The organism is Streptomyces sp. NPDC059866 (genome assembly GCF_042731325.1).
Classification (GTDB): Bacteria; Actinomycetota; Actinomycetes; order Streptomycetales; family Streptomycetaceae; genus Streptomyces; species Streptomyces flavusporus.
Genome location: NZ_JBHWJT010000032.1, coordinates 1 through 17,005 on the forward strand (window position 1 = coordinate 1; position 17,005 = coordinate 17,005).

Sequence of the window (17,005 nt, forward strand, 5' to 3'; positions counted from 1 at the left end):
ACCGACGACACCTGGACACTCACCCCGGCCACCACATAAGGGAGGGCGCCCGGCCGACAGCCAGACGCCCTACACCCAAGATTTTCAGTGATCTTCTAGGGCACTGGATCCGCCTCGTCCTCCGGCTGGGTGGACTCGGTTTCGCGTTCGGCCGGGATCAGCACGGAGCGCCGTACCAGCCGGCCTCGCGGACCGCCGAGTCGTGGATCATCCGGCCGAACAGGCCGGGCGGCCAGGCCTACGGGGGGAGGGCCTGACCGCCCGGCGGTCGAGGGGGGCGGGACCAGTACGGGCCCGCCCGGCGCAGCGGCTACGCCTTCGCGAGTTCCTTCTCCTCGTCCGCGCGCGGTTCGGGCACCTCGGTGGTGTCGTCCGGCGCCGCGCCGTGGCCGTCGTCCAGCAGCGTCGTCTCGTCGAACGGCGCCCGTCCGGCGAGCACCTCGGCGACACGCTCCTTGTCGATCTCCTTGGTCCAGGTGCCGATCAGGACGGTGGCGACGGCGTTGCCCGCGAAGTTGGTCAGGGCGCGGGCCTCGCTCATGAAGCGGTCGATGCCGACGATCAGGCCGACGCCGTCCACAAGGGCGGGCTTGTGGGACTGCAGACCGCCGGCCAGGGTGGCCATGCCCGCGCCGGTGACACCGGCCGCGCCCTTGGAGGCGATCAGCAGGAAGAGGAGCAGCGAGATCTGCTCGCTGAGCGCCATGGGCGTACCCATGGCGTCGGCGATGAACAGGGACGCCATGGTCATGTAGATCATGGTGCCGTCGAGGTTGAAGGAGTAGCCGGTCGGGACGGTGATGCCGACCACCGGCTTGCTGACACCCAGGTGCTCCATCTTCGCGATCAGCCGCGGCAGCGCCGACTCGGAGGAGGAAGTGGACAGGATCAGCAGGAACTCGCGGCCCAGGTACTTGAAGAGCGTGAAGGCGTTCAGGCCCGCGACGATCCGCAGCAGCGCACCGAGCACGATGAAGACGAACAGGATGCAGGTGATGTAGAAGCCGAGCATCAGCACGGCGAGGCTCTTGAGCGCGTCGATACCCGCGGAGCCGGTGACGGCCGCGATAGCACCGAAGGCACCGATCGGCGCTGCCCACATGATCATGGCGAGGATGCGGAAGACCAGCCGCTGGATGTGCTCGATGCCACGGATGATCGGCTGCCCGGTCGAGCCCATGGCCTGCAGCGCGAACCCGGACAGCAGGGCGATGAGCAGGGTCTGGAGGACCTCGCCCTCGGTGAAGGCGGAGACGAGGGTGGTCGGGATGATCCCGAGCAGGAAGTCGGTGGTGCCCTTGGCCTCGGCGTCCACCTGCGCCTGACCGGTCTCGCGGATCGCGTCGGTCACCGCGAGGCCCGCGCCGGGCTCCACGATGTTGCCGACGACCAGACCGATGGCGAGGGCGACCAGCGACATGATCGCGAAGTAGATGAGCGCGATACCGCCGACCGCGCCGACCTTGGCGGCCTTCCGTACGGAACCGATGCCCAGCACGATCGTGCAGAAGATGATCGGCGAGATCATCATCTTGATCAGGTTCACGAAGCCGGTGCCTATCGGCTTCAGGTCGACGGCGAAGTCGGGCGCGACCAGGCCCACGACGATGCCGAGCGCGACCGCGATGATCACCGCGATGTAGAGATAGTGGGTGCGGTCCCGCTTGGCGGGCTTGGCAGGTGCCGTATCGGCTGTACTGGTCACGACTGCCCTCCTTGACGACGTCATCGGCATCACCGGCGTGCGGCTCACGTCCGGGGGATCTGGAGCTTGGAAAGTCCGGGAGACGCACTCCCGCGATGCGGTGACTATCTCCCGGCCTGTGAGGGCGGTCACCCTTCCGTTCATTTAGTTCGTACTTAACGTGGGGGGCACACTGACGACATGCGCATCCGTATCCCGAGACCCCGCAGCCTGGCCGGTCAGCTGTTCGCCATGCAGGCCGTGCTCATCGCGGTGCTCGTTGCCGGATACGCGCTGTTCACGTACGTCAGCGACCGCAACCAGACCGAGGGCGCCGCGGGCCGCCAGGCCATGGCCGTGGCGCGGGCGGTCGCCGACGCGCCCTCCACCCGGGCGGCGATCCGTACCTCCGATCCCACGGCCGCCCTCCAGCCGTACGCGCTGCACGTCATGCGGGACACGGAGGTCGACTTCGTCACGATCATGAATCCCCGCGGCATCCGCTGGACCCACCCCAACGAGAACGAGATAGGCCAGCGCTTCCTGGGCCATATCGAGCCCGCGCTGAAGGGCGAGTCGTTCACCGAGACCTACACCGGCACGCTCGGCCCGTCGGTCCGCGCGGTCACCCCGGTCGAGGACGGGGGGAAGGTCGTCGGCCTGGTCAGCGCCGGCATCCGGGTCGAGGCGATCAGCGAACGCGTCCAGGGCCAGCTGACCGCCCTGCTCGGGGCCGCCGGCGGCGCCCTCGCGCTCGGCGCGGTCGGCACGTATGTCATCAACGCCCGGCTGCGCCGCCACACCCACGGTATGAACGCGGCCGAGCTCAGCCGTATGCACGACTACCATCAGGCCGCGCTGCACGCCGTACGCGAGGGACTGCTGATGCTCGACGGGCAGTACCGGATCGCGCTGATCAACGACGGAGGGCGGGAGCTGCTCGGGGTGACCGAGGACGTCGTGGGCAGATCGGTGGCCGAGATCGGACTGCCGACGCCGCTGACCGGGGCGCTGCTGGCGTCGGAGCCACGGGTGGACGAGGTGCATCTGACGGCGGACCGGGTGCTGGTGGTGAACACCTCGCCGGTGTCGGGCGGGGAGCGGCGGGGGACGGTCGTGACCTTGCGGGACGTGACCGAGCTGCAGTCGCTGATGGGCGAGCTGGACTCGGAGCGGGGCTTCACCCAGGCGCTGCGCTCCCAGGCGCACGAGGCGGCGAACCGGCTGCACACGGTCGTGTCGCTGATCGAGCTGGGTCGGGCCGAGGAGGCGGTCGACTTCGCGACGGCCGAGCTGGAACTGGCGCAGGCGCTGACGGACCAGGTGGTGGCGGCGGTGGGCGAGCCGGTCCTGGCCGCGCTGCTGCTCGGCAAGACCGCGCAGGCCAACGAGCACGGTGTGGAGCTGGTCGTGACTCAGGACAGCCGGCTGGACGACGGGCTGCTGCCGGAGAGCCTGCCGGCCCGGGACCTGGTGACGATCCTGGGCAACCTGATCGACAACGCGGTGGACGCGGCCCAGGGCAGCGTGCCGGCCCGGGTGACCGTGTCGGCGGTCGCGGAGAACGGTGAGCTGGTGCTGCGGGTGTCGGACACCGGGGCGGGAGTGGACCCGGAGCACGCGGAGGCGGTGTTCCAGCGCGGGTTCTCCACCAAGCCGGCCGGTCCGGGCGGACGCGGCCTGGGCCTGGCCCTGGTACGGCAGGCGGTGCACCGGCATGCCGGGGCGCTGTCGGTGGCGGAGGCCGAGGGGGGCGGGGCGGAGTTCGAGGTGCGGTTGCCGCTGCGGGAGCGGGCCGCCGCGGGCGGGGCGGCGTCGGGAGGCCGGGCATGACACTTCAGGAGCCGATCCGCGTCCTGGTCGTGGAGGACGATCCGGTCGCCGCCGACGCACATGTGATGTACGTCGGCCGGGTGCCGGGCTTCGTCGCGGTCGGCAAGGCGCAAACGGGAGCGCAGGCCCGGCGGGCCCTTGAGCGGACGCCGGTGGACCTGCTGCTGCTCGACCTGCACCTGCCGGACGTGCACGGACTGCAACTGGCTCGCTCGCTGCGGGCGGCGGGCTATCACGCGGACGTGATAGCGGTGACGTCGGCGCGGGATCTGGCGGTGGTGCGGGAGGGAGTGTCGCTCGGGGTCGTCCAGTACGTCCTCAAGCCGTTCACTTTCGCGACGCTGCGGGACCGTCTGGTGCGGTACGCGGAGTTCCGGGGTGCGGCGGGCGAGGCCAGCGGCCAGGACGAGGTCGACCGCGCACTCGCGACCCTGCGGGCACCGACACCGGCGGCGCTGCCGAAGGGGTTGAGCGCACCGACGCTGGAGCGGGTGACGGTGGCCCTGCGGGACTGCGCCGACGGGCTCACGGCGACGGGGGTCGCGGAAGCGGTGGGGATCTCGAGGATCACGGCCCGGCGGTACCTGGAGCATCTGGTGGATGCGGGCAGGGCCGTGCGGAGTCCTCAGTACGGGGCCGTGGGGCGGCCCGAGTTGCAGTACCGGTGGGTCAAGGGGCAGTAGTCCTCGGCGGGTTGCGGGGCGTCCGGATCATAATCCGCCGCAGACGCATTGACCTGACTAGACCACTCCTCTTACGTTCACCGGGCAGCCATCCCGGCGCCACAACGAAGTGAGCCCGTAGGAGGTCATGTCCGTGCGTCCCACCGCCGTTCTGCTCACCACCGCCCTCACCCTCACCGCCGCATCCCTCACCGCCTGCGGCAGCGGATCCGGCAGTGACCCGGACACCCTGAAGGTCTCCTTCAAGCAGTCCACGGACAACTCCGTCAAGGTGATGGACACGTTCCTCGCGGACATCAAGAAGCAGTTCGAGAAGGAGAACCCCGGCAAGAAGGTCGAGCTCGTCCCGATCAAGGCCCCGGACTCGGAGTACTACACCAAGGTCCAGCAGATGCTCCGCTCCCCCAAGACGGCCCCGGACCTCGTCTACGAGGACACCTTCCTCATCAACTCCGACATCACCAGCGGCTACTTGAAGCCCCTCGACCCCTACCTCGCCAAGTGGAAGGACTGGAACCAGTTCATCGACACGGCGAAGGCCGCCGCCAAGGGCGAGGACGGGAAGACGTACGGCGTCCCGGACGGCACCGACACCCGGGGCCTCTGGTTCGACAAGGGCATCTTCGAGAAGGCCGGCCTGCCCACCGACTGGCAGCCGGAGAACTGGGACGACGTCCTCGAAGCCGCCCGTACGATCAAGCAGAAGGTCCCCGGCGTCACCCCCCTCAACGTCTACACCGGCAAACCCGCCGGCGAGGCCGCCACCATGCAGGGCTTCCAGATGCTGCTCTACGGCACCAACGACGGCACGACGGACCCGCTCTACGACGACAAGTCCAAGAAGTGGATCGCCGACAGCCAGGGTTTCAAGGACGCCCTCGCGTTCGTCGAGACGGTCTACAAGGAGAAGCTCGGCCCCGACGTCTCCGACGCCCTCGACCCCAACTTCGGCACCCGCGTCCGCGGCGAACTCCTCCCCCAGGGCAAACTCGGCATCAACCTCGACGGCTCCTGGCTCCCGCAGGACTGGCTGGAGGGCAGCGGCCACGAGTGGCCCGAGTGGTCCGAGAAGCTGGGCCTCGCCTCCATGCCCACGCAGCACGGCCAGGCCCCGGGCAAGGTGAGCATGTCGGGCGGCTGGACCTGGGCGATCCCGGCCAAGGCGGCCAACCCGGACCTGGCGTTCACGTTCATCGAGACGATGCAGACGAAGGCCAACGCCCAGAAGTGGTACATCGCCAACTCGGGCATCGCGGTCCGCAAGGACGTCGCGGCCGACCCGGCGTACGTACAGGCGCAGCCCGGCATCAAGTTCTTCACCGATCTGGTCGCCACCACGCACTACCGGCCCGCCTACCCGGCGTATCCGAAGGTCTCCACCGCGATCCAGGAGGCGATGGAGGGCGTGACGACGGGGGACGTGTCGGTCGAGGAGGCGGCGAAGGCGTACGACGAGGAGCTGAAGTCGGCGACGGACAACCAGGTGATCGAGAAATGAGCCGCCGCGCATGACGACCGCTCAGGCCCCCGGCCTCGCAAAGAGGCCGGATCCGGCCCCCTCACGCCCCACGCCGAAGCACCGCCCCCGATCCCTGGTCCGAGCCCTCCCCCTCACCCCCGCCATAGTCCTCCTGCTCCTCTTCCTGGCCGGCCCGATCGCGTACTGCGCCTACATCGCCTTCACCGACCTCCAGCTCACCGGCCAGGCCGAGGAGTCGTTCATCGGCTTCGAGAACTTCCGTACGGCCTTCGGGGACGAGGCGTTCCTGAACGCGGTGTGGCTGACCCTCGTCTTCACGGTCGTCTCGGCGCTGCTCGGCCAGAACACGCTGGGCCTGGCCCTGGCCGCACTGATGCAGCGCGCGTCGAAGACCGTACGCACGCTGGTCGGCGGCATCGTCATCACGGCGTGGGTACTCCCGGAGGTCGTCGCCGGCTTCCTCCTCTACGCCTTCTTCCGCCGCGAGGGCACTCTGAACGCCATCCTGGACTGGCTCCATCTCCCCTCGCAGAACTGGCTGTTCACGCTCCCGATCCTGGCGGTGTCGTTCGCGAACGTCTGGCGGGGCACGGCGTTCTCGATGCTGGTCTACTCGGCGGCGCTGAACGAGATCCCGAAGGAGATCACGGAGGCCGCGGAGGTCGACGGCGCCGGCGGCTGGCGCCGTATGTGGCACATCACCCTCCCGATGATCCGCCGCTCCATCGGCACGAACCTGATGCTGATCACCCTCCAGACCCTGTCCGTCTTCGGCCTGATCTGGGTGATGACGAGGGGCGGGCCGGGCGGAAAGAGCCAGACGCTGCCCCTCTTCATGTACGAGGAGGCGTTCCAGAAGAGCATGATCGGCTACGGCACCGCGGTCGCCCTGCTGCTCCTGGTGGTGGGCTCGTTGTTCTCGGTGGTCTATCTGCGGCTGCTGCGAACGGAGGTCTGACGTCATGCCCCGGACTCCCTCTTCCCGCAGGACCGCGCACCGCCTGGCCGCCGACGCCGGCCTCCTGGTGGTGGCCGCCGCCTTCTCCCTCCCCCTGTTGTGGGTGATCCTGTCCGCACTGGACACGAACGCGAACCTCCAGGTGAAGCTCCCGGACGGCCTGACCCTGGACAACTTCGACGCGGTCCTGACGCCGGACATCACCTTCACGCCGCTGCTCAACAGCCTGCTCCTGTGCGGCGGCGGCACGCTGCTGACGGTGGCCTGCGCCGCGCTGGCCGCCTACCCGCTGTCGCGGTTCCGGTCCCGCCTCAACCGCCCGTTCCTCCTGACGATCCTCTTCGCGACGAGCCTGCCCATCACGGCGATCATGGTCCCGGTGTACGCCCTGTTCGTGCAGGTGAACCTGATCGACACCATGCAGGGCACGATCTTCTTCTTCGCGGCCTCTCAACTGCCGTTCGCCATCTGGCTGATGAAGAACTTCATGGACGGCGTACCGAAGGAACTGGAGGAGGCGGCCTGGACGGACGGGGCGTCGTCGCTCCAGTCGCTGGTGCGGATCGTGCTGCCGCTGATGGGGCCAGGGGTGGCGGTGGTGACGGTGTTCTCGTTCGTGATGATGTGGGGGAACTTCTTCGTTCCGTTCATGCTGCTGCTGACGCCGGATCAGATGCCGGCGGCCGTGAGCATCAACGAGTTCTTCGGGAACAAAGGGACTGTGGTGTACGGACAGTTGGCCGCGTTCTCGATCATCTACTCGACGCCCGTGATTCTGCTGTACGTGCTGGTCGCACGGCGGTTGGGCGGGGGATTTGCGTTGGGCGGAGCGGTCAAGGGGTGAGAGGTTCGGCACCCCTGTGATCAGCTCCCCGGCAACACCCCCGCCCGAAACGGCTCCACTCCCACCACCCGCCGCACCTTCACCGGCTCGATCAGCAGCATCACCCGCCGCTCCCCCGGCAGCAGCCACGGATACCGCTCCTCCCCGATGTACTTCCGCGTCAGCCGGTCCATCGACCGCTGCGCCTCCTCCCCCTCCACGAACCGCACCACCCGCCCCCGGATCTCCACCCGGTCGTAGGGATTCCCGGGGTCGTGGTGGGACAGCGAAACGTTGGGATTGCGCCGCAGGTTCTCCTCCTTCACGCGGCCGATCGCGGTGTTGACCATGACGTACTCACCTTCGAGGTCCGCCCACATGGGCGACACCTGCGGCGCCCCGTCGGGGCCGACGGTCGCCAGGTGCCAGAAGTTCGGGGCCAGCAGACGCTCGCGCACATGCCCCTCGACCTTGCCGTTCACCTCGTACACGAGACACTCTCCTCCCGGGCGGCCCCTCGCGGGCCGTCCGGAGCCATCCTCGCGATCACCCGCTCCGCCCCGACAGACGATCTTCGGCCAGCCCGAACCCACGACCGAAACCGTATCTTCCTACAATCCGTGATCCTGGCCGAACAGACCGTAGTCACCGCCCTCCCGCGCCCCTACTTTGTGCCCGTGCGCCGACCCCCAGCCCTACCGAACCAGCCCGGTCCCCCCTTCAACGCCCCCGCCGCCCGCCGGCTCCGTGCCGCCCTCGGCATGGGGCCCGAACACGTCGCCTACGACCTGCGTGCCTCGTACGGCCTGCCGTACGTCACCCCGGACCTCGTCATCGCCTGGGAACGCGGGACCGCCAACCCCAGCAGCCCCGAACTCACCGCCCTCGCAGGCGCGTTGTGGTGCTCACCGGCTGAACTCATCGGCAGACCGCGGACCCTGCGCGAGCACCGCATCTCCCGCGGGCTCGCCCCGGAGGACGTCGCCCGCGGCGTCGGACTCGAACTCCTCGCCTATCTGCGGATGGAGGAGGACGGCGAGTGGCGCGGCACCGAGCGGCAGACCACAGCCCTGGCCGGCGTCCTCGACCTGGGCCTGCCGGACTTCGTCACCGTCACCGGCCGCGAGGCCAGGCTCGCCGACCTGCTGCGCAGCGCCGTGACCACGCGCTGGCAGGCGTACGTCCGTCCGGTGGGCAAGATCGTGCCCCTGGACCGGGGCGTGCTGGAGGCCACCCTTCAGCAACTGCACCAGGACTACCAGGGGCAGATGGTCGCCACCCTCAGCTGGGGCGGCGGCAGCGGCGACGCCGGTGACAACGGCCGCGACTTCCTCGACCGGATCGTCGAGCACTTCTGGACGACGGTCGACGGGAGCCGGGCATCGGGTTACTAGGAAGGGCGGGTCGCTGGAAGACCGGGCCGCTGGAAAACCGGGCTGCTAGAAGACCGACTCCGCCTCGTCCATCCGGTCCTTCGGCACCGTCTTCAGCTCGGTCACCGCCTCCGCGAGCGGCACCATGACGATGTCGGTGCCGCGCAGCGCGGTCATCCGGCCGAACCGGCCCTGGTGCGCGGCCTCCACCGCGTGCCAGCCGAAGCGGGTGGCGAGCACCCTGTCGTACGCGGTCGGGGTGCCGCCGCGCTGGACGTGGCCGAGGATGACCGGCTTGGCCTCCTTGCCGAGCCGCCGCTCCAGCTCGTACGCCAGTGCCGTACCGATGCCCTGGAAGCGCTCGTGGCCGTACTGGTCGATCTCGCCCTTGCCGTAGTCCATGGTGCCCTCGGCGGGGTGGGCGCCCTCGGCGACGCAGACGACGGCGAACTTCTTGCCGCGGGCGAAGCGTTCCTCGACCATCTTCACGAGATCGGCCGGGTCGAAGGGACGCTCCGGCAGACAGATGCCGTGCGCGCCCGCCGCCATGCCGGACTCCAGCGCGATCCAGCCGGCGTGCCGGCCCATGACCTCGACGACCATCACGCGCTGGTGGGACTCGGCGGTGGTCTTGAGGCGGTCCATGGCTTCGGTGGCGACCCCCACCGCCGTGTCGAAGCCGAACGTCCGGTCGGTCGACGAGATGTCGTTGTCGATCGTCTTCGGTACGCCGACCACCGGCAGACCGGCGTCGCTCAGCATCCGGGCCGCCGTGAGCGTGCCCTCGCCGCCGATCGGGATCAGCGCGTCGATGCCGAAGTCACGGGCGATGTCGGCGGCGTTGTCGCAGGCCTCGCGCAGACGGTCGCGTTCCAGGCGGGAGGAGCCGAGGATGGTGCCGCCGCGGGCCAGGATGCCGCTGACCGCGTTCAGGTCGAGGCTGCGGTAGCGGCCGTCCAGCAGGCCCGCGTAACCGTCCTCGAAGCCGATGACCTCGTCGTCGTAGTTGTCGACCGCGCGGTGCACGACCGACCGGATCACGGCGTTCAGGCCGGGGCAGTCGCCGCCTGCGGTGAGAACTCCGATGCGCATCGTGCTGTGTCTCCAGGTCGCTGTCGATACCGGTGAGCCACTGCCGATTGTTTCACGTCCTTCAGGCCCTCAGCACGACGACGTCTTGACGGGCGCCTTATCTACGGCCAGAGGTATTGTCAAGAGGGTTCTGCTCACCTCGGTGGGCGATTTTTGTGACTGAGACGAAACGGAGAGCACGCGTGACGCGCAGCGTGTACGTGACCGGTATCGACCGTGGCGACGGCCGCCAGGTCGTCGAACTGGGAGTCATGGAGCTCCTGACCCGGCAGGTGGACCGCGTCGGTGTCTTCCGCCCCCTCGTCCACGACGGGCCCGACCGTCTCTTCGAGCTGCTGCGCGCCCGCTACCGCCTGTCGCAGGACCCGGCGACGGTCTACGGCATGGACTACCACGAGGCCTCCGCGCTGCAGGCCGAACGGGGGACGGACGAGCTGGTGTCCACGCTCGTCGACCGGTTCCGTCTCGTCGCGCGGGACTACGACGTCGTCCTCGTTCTCGGCACCGACTTCGCCGACACCCAGCTCCCGGACGAGCTGTCCCTCAACGCCCGGCTCGCCAACGAGTTCGGCGCCTCGGTCATCCCCGTCGTGGGCGGGCGGAAGCAGGCCGCCGAGTCGGTGCTCGCCGAGACCCGCAACGCCTACCGCGCCTATGACGGGCTGGGCTGCGACGTCCTCGCCATGGTCACCAACCGGGTCGCCCGCGAGGACCGCGACGAGATCACCCGGCGGCTGACGGACCGGCTGCCCGTGCCCTGCTACGTCCTGCCCGACGAACCGGCCCTGTCCGCCCCGACGGTCGCCCAGATCTCGCAGGCCCTGGGCGGCAAGGTGCTGCTCGGCGACGACTCGGGGCTGGCCCGTGACGCGCTCGGCTTCGTCTTCGGCGGGGCGATGCTGCCGAACTTCCTGGGCGCCCTGACCCCCGGCTGCATGGTCGTCACCCCCGGCGACCGCGCCGACCTGGTCGTCGGATCGCTCGCCGCGCACAGCGCCGGCACCCCACCGATAGCAGGCGTCCTGCTCACGCTGAACGAGGTGCCGGGCGACGACATCCTCACCCTCGCCGCCCGCCTCGCCCCGGGCACCCCGGTGCTGTCGGTGCCCGGCCTCAGTTTCCCCACCGCGGAGCAGCTGTTCTCCCTGGAGGGCAAGCTCAACGCGGCCACCCCGCGCAAGGCGGAGACCGCGCTCGGCCTGTTCGAGCGGTACGTGGAGACCGGGGACCTGCTGAAGCGGGTGAGCGCCCCGAGCAGCGACCGGGTGACGCCGATGATGTTCGAGCACAAGCTGCTCGAGCAGGCCCGCTCCGACATGCGGCGGGTCGTGCTGCCGGAGGGCACCGAGGAGCGTGTGCTGCACGCCGCCGAGGTGCTGCTGCGTCGCCGGGTCTGCGACCTCACGCTGCTCGGCCCCGTCGACCAGATCCGCAAGAAGGCCGCCGACCTCGGCATCGACCTCGGCGACGCCCAGCTGATCGACCCGGCCACCAGCGAGCTGCGCGACGCCTTCGCCGAGAAGTACGCGGCGCTGCGCGCCCACAAGGGCGTGACCGTGGAGCTGGCCTACGACGTCGTCTCCGACGTGAACTACTTCGGCACCCTGATGGTCCAGGAGGGCCTCGCCGACGGCATGGTGTCCGGGTCGGTGCACTCCACGGCCGCTACCATCCGGCCGGCCTTCGAGATCATCAAGACGAAGCCGGACGCTTCCATCGTCTCGTCCGTCTTCTTCATGTGCCTCGCCGACAAGGTGCTCGTCTACGGCGACTGCGCGGTCAACCCCGACCCCGACGCCGAGCAGCTCGCCGACATCGCCGTCCAGTCGGCGTCCACGGCCGCCCGGTTCGGCGTGGAGCCGCGGATCGCGATGCTGTCGTACTCCACCGGTACGTCCGGCTCGGGCGCCGACGTCGACAAAGTGCGCGAGGCGACCGAGCTGGTCCGCTCGCACCGGCCCGACCTGAAGATCGAGGGGCCGATCCAGTACGACGCCGCCGTGGAGCCGACAGTCGCCGCGACCAAGCTGCCCGGGTCCGAGGTCGCGGGCCAGGCCAGCGTGCTGATCTTCCCCGACCTCAACACCGGCAACAACACCTACAAGGCCGTGCAGCGCTCGGCCGGCGCGATCGCCGTCGGCCCGGTGCTGCAGGGTCTGCGCAAGCCGGTCAACGACCTGTCCCGGGGCGCCCTCGTCCAGGACATCGTCAACACCGTCGCCATCACGGCGATCCAGGCCCAGTCCTCCGACCAGAAGGCATCCCAGCTGTGAGCTCGTCCCGCATCCTCGTCCTCAACTCCGGCTCCTCGTCGGTGAAGTACCAGCTGCTCGACATGCGCGACAGCAGCCGGCTCGCGGTGGGCCTCGTCGAGCGGATCGGCGAGGAGACCTCACGCCTGAAGCACACCCCGGCGGGCGCCGAGGCCCGGGAGTGGACGGGCCCGATCGCCGACCACGAGGCCGCCCTGAAGGCCGTGTCGGCGGAACTGGCCAAGGACGGCCTCGGCCTCGACTCGCCCGAGCTGGCGGCGATAGGCCACCGGGTCGTGCACGGCGGGAAGCACTTCACCGAGCCGACGGTCGTCGACGACACCGTGCTCGCCGAGATCGAGCGGCTGATCCCGGTCGCCCCGCTGCACAACCCGGCCAACCTGACCGGCATCCGTACGGCCCAGGCACTGCGCCCCGACCTGCCTCAGGTCGCCGTCTTCGACACCGCGTTCCACACGACGATGCCGGAGTCGGCCGCCCGCTACGCGATCGACGTGCAGACCGCCGACGAGCATCGCATCCGGCGCTACGGCTTCCACGGCACCTCGCACGCCTATGTCTCCCGCGCCACGGCTCGGCTGCTCGGCAGGGGCCCCGAGGACGTGAACGTCATCGTGCTGCACCTCGGCAACGGGGCGTCCGCCTCGGCGGTCAGGGGCGGGAAGTGCGTGGACACCTCCATGGGGCTGACGCCGCTGGAGGGGCTCGTGATGGGTACGCGTTCCGGAGACATGGACCCGGCCGTCATCTTCCATTTGATGCGTGTTGGCGGAATGTCCGCCGACGAGATCGACACTCTTCTCAACAAGAAGAGCGGGCTGATCGGTCTGTGCGGGGACAACGACATGCGGGAGATCCGCCGCCGGATCGACGAGGGTGACGAACAGGCGCAACTCGCCTTCGACATCTACATTCACCGCCTGAAGAAGTACATCGGCGCCTATTACGCGGTACTCGGCCGGGTGGACGCGATCGCGTTCACGGCCGGGGTCGGCGAGAACGCGGCGCCCGTACGGGAAGCTGCGGTGGCGGGCTTGGAGGAGCTGGGCCTGGCGGTGGACAGCGAGCTGAACGCCGTACGCGGCGACGCACCGCGACTGATCTCGCCCGAGCACGCCAGGGTGGCCGTGGCGGTCGTGCCGACCGACGAGGAACTGGAGATCGCGACACAGACGTACGCGCTGGTAAAGGGGTCACAGAACCTCACCTGAGCGGCATCCCGCCCTTTTGCATTTTCCGCCAGACGGAATATTCCGCAGCGAAACAAACCGATAGGATCGCCCCCATGCGCCGTTCGAAAATCGTCTGCACTCTCGGCCCCGCGGTCGACTCCCACGAGCAACTGGTCGCGCTGATCGAGGCCGGCATGAACGTGGCCCGCTTCAACTTCAGCCACGGCACGCACGCCGAGCACCAGGGGCGGTACGACCGGGTCCGGGCCGCCGCCAAGGAGACCGGCCGGGCCATCGGTGTCCTCGCCGACCTGCAGGGCCCGAAGATCCGTCTCGCGACCTTCGCCGAGGGGCCGGTGGAGCTCGTGCGGGGTGACGAGTTCACCATCACCACCGAGGACGTCCCGGGCGACAAGACGATCTGCGGGACGACCTACAAGGGTCTGCCCGGCGACGTCGCGCGCGGCGACCAGATCCTGATCAACGACGGCAACGTCGAGCTGAAGGTGCTGGACGTCGAGGGGGCGCGGGTCAGGACGATCGTCATCGAGGGCGGCGTCATCTCCGACCACAAGGGCATCAACCTGCCCGGCGCGGCCGTCAACGTCCCGGCGCTGTCCGAGAAGGACGTCGAGGACCTGCGCTTCGCGCTGCGCATGGGCTGCGACCTGGTGGCCCTGTCCTTCGTCCGGGACGCCAAGGACGTGCACGACGTCCACCGGGTCATGGACGAGGAGGGCCGCCGTGTCCCGGTCATCGCCAAGGTGGAGAAGCCGCAGGCGGTGGCGAACATGGAGGACGTCGTGATGGCGTTCGACGGTGTGATGGTCGCGCGCGGCGACCTGGCCGTCGAGTACCCGCTCGAGAAGGTCCCGCTGGTGCAGAAGCGCCTGATCGAGCTGTGCCGCCGCAACGCCAAGCCGGTGATCGTGGCGACCCAGATGATGGAGTCGATGATCACCAACTCCCGGCCGACCCGCGCCGAGGCCTCCGACGTGGCCAACGCGATCCTGGACGGCGCCGATGCGGTCATGCTGTCCGCCGAGTCGAGCGTGGGCGCGTACCCGATCGAGACCGTCAAGACGATGTCGAAGATCGTCCAGGCGGCCGAGCAGGAGCTGCTGTCCAAGGGACTCCAGCCGCTCGTCCCGGGCAAGAAGCCGCGCACGCAGGGTGGTTCGGTCGCCCGTGCCGCCTGCGAGATCGCGGACTTCCTCGGCGGCAAGGGCCTGGTGGCGTTCACCCAGTCCGGTGACACGGCCCGGCGGCTGTGCCGCTACCGAGCCGCCCAGCCGATCCTGGCGTTCACCACGGACGAGTCCACCCGCAACCAGCTGACGCTCAGCTGGGGCGTGGAGTCGCACGTCGTGCCGTTCGTGAACAGCACCGACGAGATGGTCGACCTGGTCGACCAGGAGATCGCCAAGCTCAACCGCTTCGACCCGGGCGACATCATGATCATCACCGCTGGTTCGCCCCCCGGCGTCCCCGGCACCACCAACATGGTCCGCGTCCACCACCTCGGCGGCGGCGAGCGCGACTGACGCGCCGGCTTCAGCGCGCACAGCGCCTTTCGTACGGCACTGAGGGCGCCCCCTGCGACCAGGGGGCGCCCTCAGTGGTGTGCGGCTCCCGAACGGGCTTGTGGGGACGCTCAGTCGGTGACGTACTGATGCAGCCCGGGTACGTGCAGGGTCCCGCCGAACTGGCCGGCCTGCTGGACCTTCACGTTGGTGAAGTAGATCAGCGGGATGTTCAGCGGCGGCGGGTGCTTGGGGTCGAACGTGACCGGGATCAGGCCCAGCAGGTTGCCGGAGATGCTCTCGGTGTACATCACCGTCTCACCGTCGCGGATGGTGGACGTCGAGCCCTCGGCCGCCTGCACGTGGTACGTCTTGCCGGACTGCTTGTCCTTCACCGTCTGGTGCAGGTCGCCGATGTCGGTGCCGTCCGATATGACGTACTTCAGGACCTTCTTGACCGTGCCGTTGGCGGTCTTCACCTCGACGATGCCCTGGTAGTCGGCGCCCTTCAGCAGCAGCGAACTGGCGTCCAGGAACCAGGGGTCGTCGGGCAGCGGCACCTTGTTGTCGACGCCGCCCTCCTCGTCGGTGGCGACCGGGCAGTCGTCCACGTCCGTGGTGGAGCTCGCCGAGGGGCTCGGGGTCGGGGAGGCGGCAGCCTCCTGCGCGGCCTCGCTCGCGTCCTCGGCCGCCTCGGACGCCGTACCGGTGGCGTCCTCGACGGCGTCCCCGACCGTGTCGGTGACCTTGTCGGTGGTCTCCTCGACGGGGTCGGACGTGTCCTTGCCGGAGTCCTCGGTGCTCCCCGAACTCTCCGACGACGGGGCCTCGCTCGCGCTCGGGCTCGGGCTCGCCGAGGCGGACGGGGACGGCGTCGGGCTCGCGGTCTCCTGGCCGGCGCCCGTGATGGTGTCGACGACGCCCGTGACCGCGTCGCCGATGGTCTCCAGCACGCCCTTGTCGCTCTCGGACGGCGACGGCGACGGCGTGCCGCCACCGGCCGGCTCGGACTCCTTGCTCTCCGACGCGGAGGGCGACGGCGTGGGCTCGGCCTCGTCGTCGGCACCTGAATCCGACGAAGAGTCGCTGCCCGAGGAGTCCGAACTCCCGGAAGGAGACGATGCGTCCGACGACGCCGAGGGGCTCGGCTCCGCCTCGTCCGCGGACGCGCTCTCGCTCGCCGACGCGGAGGGCGACGGCGTGGCCGACTCGGAGGAACCGTTCTCGGCCTCCTCCAGGGCGGTGACGCAGTCCTTGTACTCGTCGGCCGTCAGGCTCCGGGAGGCCGGCTGGTCCTCGGCGAGGGCGAGCTTCGGTGTGAACCCCATCCCCATGAGGACCGCCGTGGGCATCGCCGCGAGGGCTATCGCCTTGCCGGCCGGCATGTGGAACCTGGTGAACAGCGGCTTCTTGGGTGCCGCGTGGCGCGGCCCGGTTCTCACACGGGACTCGTCCACTTCAGTCCCGTGGGTCCCCTCGTCAGCCGGCACTGTGCCTCCCGTTCGCCTCGTTGCCGGGGCTCGTTCCTGACAGATCGTTGGACTTGTCCACCCCGTCCGCGGCTGCGGTGCCCGGCGCTACCGCGCCCTCGGGGGCACCGCCCGTTCCCGTGGTGTCCGCCTGCGCCTGCTCCGGCGCGGGCGGCGCGTCCTCGGCCCACGACACGGCCATCGCGCCGCCGACGAGGGCGAGCAGGAAGCCGATGAGGAAACCGCCGAGGTTGGACACCGGGATGGACACCAGCGCCAGCAGGATCGCCGCGACGCCCGCGAAGGTGCGGACGTGCTTCTGGAACCAGAGGCTGAAGCCCAGGACGACGAGCAGCACGCCGATGATCAGGGATCCGGCACCCGCGGTGGTGGCCATCGCCAGCGTCAGGTGGCCGATCTGGAGGTTTGCGTACGGGAAGTAGGCGATGGGGAGTCCGCCGAGCATGACGAACAGGCCGGCCCAGAAAGGCCTTGTGCCCCGCCAGGCGCGGAAGTTCCGCCGAAAGACCCGGAGGTAGTGCTCGTCGTGGCCGGGCGCGGCAGGAGTCTCGGCGCTCATGGAAAACAGCTCCCTGGAACGGCGTTGCTGTGGTGGAGAGATGTACTGCGTGAAAATGCGGT

At 69.5% G+C, this 17,005-nt stretch carries 14 protein-coding genes; 9 read left to right on the forward strand and 5 right to left on the reverse strand.

What is annotated here, in order from left to right:
* Nucleotides 1-310 precede the first annotated feature (310 nt).
* Nucleotides 311-1,705 carry a cation:dicarboxylate symporter family transporter gene (locus ACFV7R_RS36475; RefSeq protein ID WP_385271636.1) on the reverse strand — a complete coding sequence of 465 codons (1,395 nt, stop codon included), beginning with the start codon at nucleotides 1,703-1,705 and terminating at the stop codon, nucleotides 311-313.
* 180 nt (nucleotides 1,706-1,885) lie between these two features.
* Between ACFV7R_RS36475 and ACFV7R_RS36480 the strand changes: the two genes are divergently transcribed.
* The 5 genes from ACFV7R_RS36480 (at nucleotide 1,886) to ACFV7R_RS36500 (ending at nucleotide 7,482) form a co-directional block, all read left to right on the forward strand.
* On the forward strand, nucleotides 1,886-3,517 hold the full coding sequence (locus ACFV7R_RS36480; RefSeq protein WP_385271639.1) for an ATP-binding protein: 1,632 nt from the start codon (nucleotides 1,886-1,888) through the stop codon (nucleotides 3,515-3,517).
* The gene (locus tag ACFV7R_RS36485) at nucleotides 3,514-4,200 is read left to right on the forward strand and encodes a response regulator (RefSeq protein ID WP_129800497.1); all 687 of its coding nucleotides are present in this window, start codon (nucleotides 3,514-3,516) and stop codon (nucleotides 4,198-4,200) included. Before ACFV7R_RS36480 ends, ACFV7R_RS36485 begins: the two co-directional genes overlap by 4 nt.
* Nucleotides 4,201-4,327: 127 nt before the next feature.
* On the forward strand, nucleotides 4,328-5,698 hold the full coding sequence (locus ACFV7R_RS36490) for an extracellular solute-binding protein (protein WP_385271643.1): 1,371 nt from the start codon (nucleotides 4,328-4,330) through the stop codon (nucleotides 5,696-5,698).
* A 10-nt stretch (nucleotides 5,699-5,708) separates the two neighbouring features.
* On the forward strand, nucleotides 5,709-6,638 hold the full coding sequence (locus ACFV7R_RS36495) for a carbohydrate ABC transporter permease (protein ID WP_385271646.1): 930 nt from the start codon (nucleotides 5,709-5,711) through the stop codon (nucleotides 6,636-6,638).
* 4 nt (nucleotides 6,639-6,642) lie between these two features.
* Nucleotides 6,643-7,482: a carbohydrate ABC transporter permease gene (locus ACFV7R_RS36500; RefSeq protein WP_385271649.1), complete on the forward strand. Its 840-nt coding sequence runs from the start codon at nucleotides 6,643-6,645 to the stop codon at nucleotides 7,480-7,482.
* A 20-nt stretch (nucleotides 7,483-7,502) separates the two neighbouring features.
* Here the strand turns inward: ACFV7R_RS36500 and ACFV7R_RS36505 are convergent, their stop codons facing one another.
* Nucleotides 7,503-7,952: a PPOX class F420-dependent oxidoreductase gene (locus tag ACFV7R_RS36505; protein WP_385271652.1), complete on the reverse strand. Its 450-nt coding sequence runs from the start codon at nucleotides 7,950-7,952 to the stop codon at nucleotides 7,503-7,505.
* 186 nt (nucleotides 7,953-8,138) lie between these two features.
* Between ACFV7R_RS36505 and ACFV7R_RS36510 the strand changes: the two genes are divergently transcribed.
* Nucleotides 8,139-8,855, forward strand: coding sequence for a helix-turn-helix domain-containing protein (locus ACFV7R_RS36510; protein WP_385271655.1), 717 nt, complete (start codon nucleotides 8,139-8,141; stop codon nucleotides 8,853-8,855).
* Nucleotides 8,856-8,900: 45 nt separating this feature from the next.
* Here the strand turns inward: ACFV7R_RS36510 and ACFV7R_RS36515 are convergent, their stop codons facing one another.
* A complete protein-coding gene (locus ACFV7R_RS36515) occupies nucleotides 8,901-9,926 on the reverse strand; it encodes an ATP-dependent 6-phosphofructokinase (protein WP_129800502.1) in 1,026 nt (341 codons plus the stop codon).
* Nucleotides 9,927-10,108: 182 nt separating this feature from the next.
* Between ACFV7R_RS36515 and pta the strand changes: the two genes are divergently transcribed.
* The 3 genes from pta to pyk all read left to right on the forward strand — a co-directional run bounded on the left by pta (nucleotide 10,109) and on the right by pyk (nucleotide 14,915).
* Nucleotides 10,109-12,199 carry a phosphate acetyltransferase gene (gene pta, locus ACFV7R_RS36520; RefSeq protein ID WP_385271659.1) on the forward strand — a complete coding sequence of 697 codons (2,091 nt, stop codon included), beginning with the start codon at nucleotides 10,109-10,111 and terminating at the stop codon, nucleotides 12,197-12,199.
* Entirely contained in the window at nucleotides 12,196-13,410 is a 1,215-nt protein-coding gene (locus ACFV7R_RS36525) for an acetate kinase (RefSeq protein ID WP_385271662.1), read from the forward strand. The genes pta and ACFV7R_RS36525 overlap by 4 nt, the downstream gene beginning before the upstream one ends.
* A gap of 74 nt (nucleotides 13,411-13,484) precedes the next feature.
* Nucleotides 13,485-14,915: a pyruvate kinase gene (gene pyk / locus ACFV7R_RS36530; protein ID WP_385271666.1), complete on the forward strand. Its 1,431-nt coding sequence runs from the start codon at nucleotides 13,485-13,487 to the stop codon at nucleotides 14,913-14,915.
* 110 nt (nucleotides 14,916-15,025) lie between these two features.
* On the opposite strand, the gene ACFV7R_RS36535 is transcribed toward pyk, so the two are convergent.
* Both ACFV7R_RS36535 and ACFV7R_RS36540 read right to left on the reverse strand, forming a co-directional pair.
* Entirely contained in the window at nucleotides 15,026-16,384 is a 1,359-nt protein-coding gene (locus ACFV7R_RS36535) for a hypothetical protein (protein WP_385271669.1), read from the reverse strand.
* Nucleotides 16,374-16,943 (reverse strand): DUF6114 domain-containing protein, encoded by a 570-nt coding sequence (locus ACFV7R_RS36540; RefSeq protein ID WP_385271672.1) that lies wholly within the window; start codon nucleotides 16,941-16,943, stop codon nucleotides 16,374-16,376. Before ACFV7R_RS36540 ends, ACFV7R_RS36535 begins: the two co-directional genes overlap by 11 nt.
* Nucleotides 16,944-17,005: the final 62 nt, after the last annotated feature.

Excerpts from the sequence above, each read along its gene's own strand:
- pyk (WP_385271666.1), top strand. The coding sequence starts at position 13,485 with ATGCGCCGTTCGAAAATCGTCTGCACTCTCGGCCCCGCGGTCGACTCC.
- ACFV7R_RS36500 (WP_385271649.1), top strand. The coding sequence starts at position 6,643 with ATGCCCCGGACTCCCTCTTCCCGCAGGACCGCGCACCGCCTGGCCGCC.
- ACFV7R_RS36480 (WP_385271639.1), top strand. The coding sequence starts at position 1,886 with ATGCGCATCCGTATCCCGAGACCCCGCAGCCTGGCCGGTCAGCTGTTC.
- ACFV7R_RS36495 (WP_385271646.1), top strand. The coding sequence starts at position 5,709 with ATGACGACCGCTCAGGCCCCCGGCCTCGCAAAGAGGCCGGATCCGGCC.
- ACFV7R_RS36540 (WP_385271672.1), bottom strand. The coding sequence starts at position 16,943 with ATGAGCGCCGAGACTCCTGCCGCGCCCGGCCACGACGAGCACTACCTC.
- ACFV7R_RS36490 (WP_385271643.1), top strand. The coding sequence starts at position 4,328 with ATGTCCGTGCGTCCCACCGCCGTTCTGCTCACCACCGCCCTCACCCTC.
- ACFV7R_RS36515 (WP_129800502.1), bottom strand. The coding sequence starts at position 9,926 with ATGCGCATCGGAGTTCTCACCGCAGGCGGCGACTGCCCCGGCCTGAAC.
- ACFV7R_RS36485 (WP_129800497.1), top strand. The coding sequence starts at position 3,514 with ATGACACTTCAGGAGCCGATCCGCGTCCTGGTCGTGGAGGACGATCCG.